The sequence below is a fragment of the Caballeronia sp. LZ029 genome, from assembly GCF_031451275.1.
Lineage (GTDB): Bacteria > Pseudomonadota > Gammaproteobacteria > Burkholderiales > Burkholderiaceae > Caballeronia > Caballeronia jiangsuensis.
Genome location: NZ_JARUXO010000001.1, coordinates 1542831 through 1550827, shown reverse-complemented (window position 1 = coordinate 1550827; position 7997 = coordinate 1542831). Strand labels below are relative to the sequence as shown.

The following is a 7997-nucleotide window of genomic DNA, read 5'->3' as shown; positions in this document are numbered from 1 at the left end:
CGCGGCGACGACCCCGCGCCAGGGCGCAGCGATCGCGACGATCGGCGATGGCTTCCAGGGCGCACCGTCGGCATCGCGCAGCATGTTCGCAGCGGGCGTGGGCATCATCCACCGCTTCTAAGCGACGCTTCACTGCGTGATGCATTAGGCATTACGCATGTTGTATGCAAAACCCGGACGCCTCGTGCGTCCGGGTTTTTTTTGCGCGGCGCAATCGTTGCCTCAGATGAACATTCCCCCGGACACCTCGACGCGCTGCGCCGTCATCCAGCGATTGCCGTCCGAGAGCATCGCCACGATTGCGCCGCCGATGTCGTCCGGCAAGCCAACGCGCCCGAGCGCCGTGTTGTCCGCGATGAACCGATTGGTGTCGTGATCGTCACGCACGACGCCGCCGCCGAAGTCCGTCTCGATCGCCCCCGGCGCGATGGTGTTCACCGTGATGCCGTGCGGCCCGAGTTCCTTCGCGAGATAGCGCGTGAGAACCTCGATCCCGCCTTTCATCGCGGCATACGCCGCAAAGCCCGGTAACGCGAAACGCGTGAGTCCGCTCGACACGTTCAGGATCGCGCCTTCCTCATGGAGATAGGGCAGGAGGGTCTGCGTCAGAAAGAACGGTCCCTTCAACTGGATGTTGACGAGTTCGTCGAACTGCGCGGGCGTCGTTTCCGCGAAGAGCGCATGGATGCCGATGCCCGCGTTATTCACGAGAAAATCGAAGTTCTCACGCTCGAACGTGTTTTCGAGCGTCTTGCAGAGCGCGTCCCCGAAGGCAGCGAACGTGTCGCAACGGGCGACGTCGAGTTCCAGCACGGCCGCCTTGCCGCCGGCTTTCGCGATTTCGTCGACGAGCGATCGCGCAGCGTCCGCATTGCGGTTGTAGGTGCCGATCACGCCGCAGCCTTGATGCGCGAGTTGCAATGCGGCGTTGCGCCCGAGTCCGCGGCTCGCGCCGGTGATGACCGCGATCTTGCCGCTCATGGTTCCGTTCACGGTGACTGCTCCTTTGATTGCGTGCCCAATGGTTCAATGTAGGACGGCGCGGCGCACGCAGAAAGGCGTCTCGATGCTGCAATGCAAAGACGGCGGGCTCGGCCCTTGCTGCTTCGCTTCCATCGATACACGGACCGGAGAACCGCATCATGGTCAATGGTGAAAGCAGGGACGGCAATCCCGAGTCGCCCGCGAGCTTCGAACGGCCGTTCAGGCTTTTCGCTGTGGAGCAGCGCGTGCTTGCACAGAACGTCGATGGCAAGGTGATCGACATCGGCGCGATGGATTCCAGAAATGGCGAGTTCTGCGCGTGCATGGATTCGGGCGATATCGCCACGGAGCCGAAGCGCAGCGCGGAACTTGCGTTGAAGGCGCTCGTCGGCAAGCTGTCGTTCGATTATCTCGACGGTCTTTTCACGAGCGAGCGCGAAGCGGAGGTGAGTGGGCGGTTACAGGACTATCCGAGCGTTGAGTTCGAGCTCGACGAGAGCTAGCTGGCGGGTCGCACGCTCGACGACTGCGTAGCCGTCTTAGAAAACCGACGCATTCCCCGTGATTAACGTGAGACACATCCAATCCGGTATGTTATTTGGATTCCTGAATTGATTTGGGGACAAGCGCCGAATTCGCGTCGATTGTTCCATCCAGCGCGGTGCCCGCCACGCACATTGCATTTTGCATACTGCCTGCAAAAAACGGCCGAACACGCCGCGAGCGCGCGCCGCGCACCTTTTACGCCATTGTGCGATGCTAGTCGAGCGGCGGCGATCGGGGCATGCCGCATTCAACCGCGGGGTGAATCATGAAAAGAACGCCTTTCGCTACAGTCATCGTCCTTGCGGCAGCGACGCTTGCCGCACCTGCTTTCGCACGCGATGACGGTCCGCGCTTCGCGCAGGACCGGCTTGATGAGCTCGTCGCGCAGCATAAGGAAGCGAACCGTCACATCGCTCGGGGGCCTTCGCAGGAAAGCCACGCTCAGTCGAAAGCGCAGCAACACGGCGCTTCGTAGGCTGATCTTGCTTGCGGCCTGACCGAAGCACGTCGGGTCGCGGCACTCTCGATAAACCGGCGTGCAACGCGCCGGATGAGACCGTTCGCGCCGGTCCCGGCTGTTCATTTGCGCTCAAAGGTATGAAATTTGCGGCGGTGGCCCGGATGTTCCGCGGCCGCGCGCCGACGATCCTCCCCATCACCTTCATACAGACCCATGCCAAGGAAAGCCCTATCGATTGCCATACTCTCCGTCTCCATTCTCGCAGCAGGCTGCGCGGGCATCGGCCCGGGCCGCCTCAAGGCCGATCAGGTGGATTACGCCCGGGCGCTCGGCGATGCGAAGAAGCGAGAAATTCTTGCAGCGATTGTCGGTTTGCGCTTCGCCGACGCGCCGTCGTTTCTCACCGTGAGCAGCATCATCGCCGCGTATACGTTCGATACCACGGGCGGCGTCGTGCTCAATGCCGGCTCGGGCGCGCAACCGAACTACGCGCAGGCGACGGGCAGCGTCTCGTACTCCAATCATCCGACCTTCACATTCACGCCAACCACCGGCGATGCCTACGCGAGCGCCTACATCCGTCCACTTTCGCCGACGCTCGTGATGCCGCTCGCGGAAAGCGGCATTCCGATCGATCTGTTGCTGCGCATCACCGCGCAGTCGATCAGCGGCTTGCAGAATGGCAACGCGCTGGGCGGGCCGAACGCATCGGGATCACCGGAGTTCTTCTTGTTGCTACAGGCACTGCGCAGGCTGCAACTGGCGGGCGAACTCAACATCGAAACGCGCAACACGGATGACGACAAGGCCGGCAAGAGCGGCAAGACCGACAAGAGCGCGAAGGGCAACAGCGCCGACAAGGGCGGCGTGTTCATCACGCTCGGCGCGACGCGCAGCGGGTCGAACAAGGAAGTGGTCGACGATCTAACGCTCGTTAGAAGGCTTTTGCACCTCTCACCGAAAATGAAGACTTACGAAATCATCTATGGCCAATCGTCGGATCAGAACCGCATTCCGATGGTCACGCGCTCGGTGCTTGGCATCCTTACCGATCTCGGCGCGCAGATCGCGGTTCCCGATGCGCAAGTGGGCAGCGGCGCGACCAAGCCGGGCATCGGGCTGATCGGTGGGGAGACGCGGCCGACCATCGTCGTGAAGGTGGGCGAGAAGGTGCCGCGGGACGCTTATGTGAGCGTGCTCTACGACGAGTCGCATTACTGGATCGATCGCGGCGACTTCGATTCGAAATACGCGTTTACGGTCGTGCAGAACCTGATGGCGCTCGCGGAGGTCACTGACACCACGAAGTCGCCGGTTGTCACGATTCCGGCGAACTAGTCTGTCGGGTCCGTCATGGTCCTTCCTCGCGCTTTCGTGCATGAAGGGCCGTGACTACAATGATCCGATGACCGACATCGACATCAGGCTGCTCCAGGTGTTCGCCGAAATCCACGCGACGCGCAGCGTCTCCCAGGCCGCGGCGAATCTCGGGCTGTCGCAGCCCACGGTCTCATTCAATCTCGCGAAGCTGCGCGATCATTATCAGGACCCGCTTTTCGTGCGCTCGTCGGCCGGGATGGAGCCGACGCAGTTTGCCAGTGATCTGCATCAGCGCACGGTCACGTTGCTCGCTTCGTTCGACGCGCTTTCGAAGCATCGCAAGTGTTTCGATCCCGAGACCGCGAAGCAGGTGTTTCGCATCGCGATGACCGACATCAGCCAGATCGTGCTCCTGCCGACGTTGCTCAAGCGGCTGCGTGCGATTGCGCCGGGTGTGCGCATCCGCGTGCTGCATATCGACGACACGACGCCACAGTTGCTGGAATCGGGCGAGGCCGAACTCGCGGTCGGTTTCATGCCGCAACTCGAAGCGGGTTTCTATCAGCAGAAGCTCTTCACGCAGCATTTCGTCGGCATGGTGGCGGCGCATCATCCGCGCATTCAGAATGCCACCGATGCGCCCACGCTCGATGCATTTCTCGCCGAAGGGCATATCGTCGTGACGCCTTCGGGCACCGGGCATTCGGTCGTCGACCGCACGTTGCGGCAGCTTGGCGTCGAGCGTCACGCGGTGCTGGAACTGCCGAACTATCTGGGCCTCGCCAACATCATCGCGCGCACGGATCTGCTCGCGACGGTGCCGCTCAGACTCGCGGAACCGATCGCCGGTGAAGCAGGCATCCGCCTGTTCGAACTGCCTTTCGACGTGCCGACGTATCAAGTGAAGCAGCACTGGCACGAGCGCTTTCATCACGATGCCGCCCATCGCTGGCTGCGTACGGTGCTGACGGAATTATTTCTGGAATCGCATGAACGCGGCGAAGGGCAATGAATGCAAAATGCTTTTCCGGCGCTTTGCATTCAATATGCTTGATGCATCATTCAGCCACGGTCATCGCAGTCGAAGCGGCGTCGAAACGTTGACGGCGGCGCTCGCGCGCCAGCATCGCGAGTGAGATCGCCGCGATCACGCTCGGCACCGTGAGCAGCAGGAAGATGGTGCGAAAGTCGAACTGCTGGCCGAGCATCACGCCGCCGAGAAGCGAACCCGTCACCGATCCGCTGCGGCCTACCGCGTTCGCCCACGCGACACCCGTCGCGCGGCTGCCGGTCGGATAGAAGCCTGCGGCGAGCGCATTGCCGCCGACCTGTCCGCCGCTCACGCACACGCCGATGCCGAAGATCGCAACGACGATCATCGGCACCGATCCGCTCGCGAACGCACACATCACGATGAAGCCCGCCGCGACCAGATATGCCGACGACAGCACGCGATGCGGCTCGCGGCGATCCATGAGCCGGCCAAGCAGGATCGCGCCCGCCGTGCCGCCGATCTGGAAGGTCGCGCTCATGAACGACGCCTGCTTCAGCGACAGGCCATTGCTCGACAGAAGCGTGGGCATCCAGCTCGACAGCAGATAGACGATCAGCAGGCTCATGAAGAACGTCGCCCACAAGAGGAGCGTGCCCGCGAGCACGTCCGGCGCGAACAGCGCGCGCACCGATGACTTCATCGGCGCTTCGCCTGCCCGAAAGCGCGTACCGACGGGCAGCGAAGGATCGATGCTTCGCGCGATATGCTCGATGCGTTCGTCGTTGCGCGCGGCGGGCCCGCGCTTCGCAACGAGCAGAAAGCGCATCGATTCGGGCAATGCGAGGATGAGAACGGGCAAGAGCAGCAGCGGCGCGGCGCCGCCGATGGCGAGAATGCCGCGCCATCCCACTTGCGCGAGCAACTGCCCGCTGACGAGACCACCGAGTGCGGAGCCGACCGTGAAGCCGCAGAACATCAGCGTGACGAGGCCGGAGCGCCGCTCGCTCGGACAATACTCGGACGTGAGTGTGATCGCATTGGGCATCGCGCCGCCGAGCCCGAGGCCCGTGATGAAGCGCAAAGCGATGAGCCACGCGAGATCCGGCGCAAAACACGATACGAGGCTCGCCGCGCCGAACACGCCGACCGATCCGACGAGCACCGCCTTGCGGCCGAAGCGATCCGCAAGCGGGCCGAACACGAGCGCGCCCGCCATCAGACCGAAGAGTCCCGCGCCGAAGAGCGGAGCGAGCGATGCGGCGGTGAGATGCCATTGCTCGCGCAAGGCCGGCCCGATAAAGCCGATAGATGCGGTATCGAAGCCATCGATGGCTACGATCAGGAAGCACAGCAACAGGATGCGTTTCTGAAAGGAAGAGAGGGCGCGCGTATCGATGAATTGATCGACGCGCAAGGCGATGGCTGAGCTCAAGACTGTCTCCTTGTATCTCTGTTTTGCGAGGCCGTGTGAAGCGATGTTTTGCGCGTCGAGGCTTCGCGGCTTTTTCGCTTGCGGTGAGGCGGCCTGCATCGGGCCGCATCTGTCCTGCGGATCATAGACATCGTGTGCGCGGTGTCCATAAAGCCGCATCGATAGACCTTATCGATGGCGTCGATACGCGGCGCGAACCACGCGGCGATATGGGTTATCGACGGGCTGAATGGCCGCGGTCGAATTTGCTTTTATGACGCGATGGACGGCCTTTTCACGGATTCGGGCGGCGGGTGAGAGCGATGAAGGTACTTCTCGAGAAATCCGCTTTAGGGGAGGCTTTAGGTTGTTGTTGCGGGCGGAAGAATCGATCGCCGCTGAAGGGGCTGTGGCCCGTCTGGTATTGCGGGCGCGGAAGACAGTCAGGTTATGACGCGAGGCGGACTCGATGCGACGATCGGCTGCCGCCGCGCGGTATCAAACATGCCGAATGCAAAATGCCATCGTGCACAAAGCATTTCGCATGCAAAACGCAAGAGGGCGACATCGCACTGATGTCGCCCTCTTGCAAGATCGCCAACCGAAATCGGTCGGCGATGCTGTCTGCTTACTGGCCGAAGTAGGCGCCGAGCGCACGCGGTTGCGTACCGGTCGTGCGGCCCGACTGCGACGAGCCATTGGCGACCGAACCATAGTCGCTCGATTGGACCGGCGCCTGAGCGAGTTGCTCGGCGCTCACGCGGGCTTGCGCTGCCTGAATGTTCGACGGATACGACGGGTCGCTGATATTCGGGTTATAGCCGGCCTTTTCGAGTTGAACGAGCTCGGCGCGCACCTGAGCGCGCGTGACTGGCGTATCGGCCTGCTGCGCAAACGAAAGTGCAGGAACGGCGAGAGCAGCGGCGACTGCGACTGCGGAAATGAACGTCTTCATGTTGACTACCTCCGATTCGGATATCTGATCGTGCTGCTCGTTTCGTGTTAAGCAGCTTGTGAACGGAGTGTAAAGACGAGCCCTCTGAAGATCATTCTCGTTTCCGTTGAATGATCTTTGTCGATATAGGAATAATTGCGTCGAAGCATTGTTGCATTGCGTGGAAGTGTCTGTGCAATGGCGTCGAAGACAGGTTCAAGGGTCTCTGCTCGCGCCGTATCGACCTTGCACTGCATTATCGGCATCGCGATAGTTCGCCCGTTCTTTACGAGTTTCGTAAAGATGCTTCTTTGTACCGGTGAATGATCATCGATGGCTGTGCACCTACACTTCGGTCGTCCGCCTGGCATGTCTCCAGACTTCGAGCGCGCCGGGCTTCATCGAACAATAGAGAGAGCCGATCATGAAATCATGGGTCAATGCAGTCCTCGCAGCCACCGTCCTGTCCGCACCGCTTACGGCCTTCGCACAATCGAGCGCGCCTGTGAGTCGCGCCGACGTCCGCGGGGAACTCGTCCAGCTCCAGAAGGCCGGTTATTCGCCTATGGCGGAAGATGCGTCTTACCCGGCAAGACTTCAGGTAGCCGAAACGCGCGTCGCCGATGTGCGCGTCGCTCAGGCGCAGGCGGAAGGGTATGGATCGTCGACGGGCGCAGCGTCCCAGTCGGGCCGTGCGAGCAAGCGCGTCGATCCGCAGGGTGTATTCTTCGGGCAATAAAGCAGTCCAAGATGTTCGACGATCGGCATCTGCGATGCCACGTTCTGGTCGATTGCATACGAAATTCGAAATGCGCTTCGCGGCGCGGCATGCGCGAACGTGAATCAACCTCCGCCGCCGGCTAACCGGTGGTTTTGCCAGTCCGTTTTTACGGCTGGGCTTTTTTGCGTGCGATCAAATCATTCGTGAGAGGGGTAATTTCGGGTTAACGCGATGCTATTCATGTCGGATTAGTTGCATGCAAAATTAATCAACCGTCCGGTCGGTTAATAGTTATACTCGCTCCATCGCATCTCAAAAAAGACGGCGGAGCCCCGCATGTACACCCAATCCCTCGACCTCCCGAGCCCCACGCAGGCCACTGACGCGGACCCGTCCGCCTCATCCCCCGACCAAACCCGCTTCGACGCGGTGATGCAGGCCGACGGCAAGATCGAGCCGCAGGACTGGATGCCCGAGGCCTATCGCAAGACGCTGGTGCGGCAGATTTCGCAGCATGCGCACTCGGAAATCATCGGCATGCAGCCCGAGGGCAACTGGATCAGCCGCGCGCCGAGCCTCAAGCGCAAGGCGATTCTGCTCGCGAAAGTGCAGGACGAAGGCGGCCAC

Annotated in this window: 8 protein-coding genes; 5 read left to right on the top strand and 3 right to left on the bottom strand. The window is 61.6% G+C overall.

The window, feature by feature from the left end; all coding sequences use genetic code 11:
- Positions 1-222: 222 nt before the first annotated feature.
- Positions 223-981, bottom strand: coding sequence for an SDR family oxidoreductase (locus QCE73_RS07375; RefSeq protein WP_309881935.1), 759 nt, complete (start codon positions 979-981; stop codon positions 223-225).
- A 161-nt stretch (positions 982-1142) separates the two neighbouring features.
- Here QCE73_RS07375 and QCE73_RS07370 point away from each other — a divergent pair, with 161 nt between their 5' ends.
- From QCE73_RS07370 to QCE73_RS07360, 3 genes are all read left to right on the top strand, one after another.
- On the top strand, positions 1143-1487 hold the full coding sequence (locus QCE73_RS07370) for a hypothetical protein (protein ID WP_309880462.1): 345 nt from the start codon (positions 1143-1145) through the stop codon (positions 1485-1487).
- Positions 1488-2203: 716 nt separating this feature from the next.
- Positions 2204-3328, top strand: coding sequence for a hypothetical protein (locus QCE73_RS07365; RefSeq protein ID WP_309880461.1), 1125 nt, complete (start codon positions 2204-2206; stop codon positions 3326-3328).
- A 67-nt stretch (positions 3329-3395) separates the two neighbouring features.
- Entirely contained in the window at positions 3396-4322 is a 927-nt protein-coding gene (locus tag QCE73_RS07360) for a LysR family transcriptional regulator (RefSeq protein ID WP_309880459.1), read from the top strand.
- A 46-nt stretch (positions 4323-4368) separates the two neighbouring features.
- On the opposite strand, the gene QCE73_RS07355 is transcribed toward QCE73_RS07360, so the two are convergent.
- Together QCE73_RS07355 and QCE73_RS07350 are read right to left on the bottom strand one after the other, a co-directional pair.
- Positions 4369-5736, bottom strand: a complete 1368-nt coding sequence (locus QCE73_RS07355; protein ID WP_309880457.1) for an aromatic acid/H+ symport family MFS transporter — start codon at positions 5734-5736, stop codon at positions 4369-4371.
- Positions 5737-6343: 607 nt separating this feature from the next.
- A complete protein-coding gene (locus QCE73_RS07350; RefSeq protein WP_309880455.1) occupies positions 6344-6670 on the bottom strand; it encodes a DUF4148 domain-containing protein in 327 nt (108 codons plus the stop codon).
- Positions 6671-7073: 403 nt separating this feature from the next.
- Here QCE73_RS07350 and QCE73_RS07345 point away from each other — a divergent pair, with 403 nt between their 5' ends.
- Complete coding sequence (locus tag QCE73_RS07345) at positions 7074-7388, top strand: DUF4148 domain-containing protein (protein WP_309880453.1); 315 nt, start codon at positions 7074-7076, stop codon at positions 7386-7388.
- A gap of 318 nt (positions 7389-7706) precedes the next feature.
- Positions 7707-7997 (top strand): Phenylacetic acid catabolic protein (locus QCE73_RS07340; protein WP_309880452.1); only part of this gene is annotated, 291 nt, incomplete at its 3' end.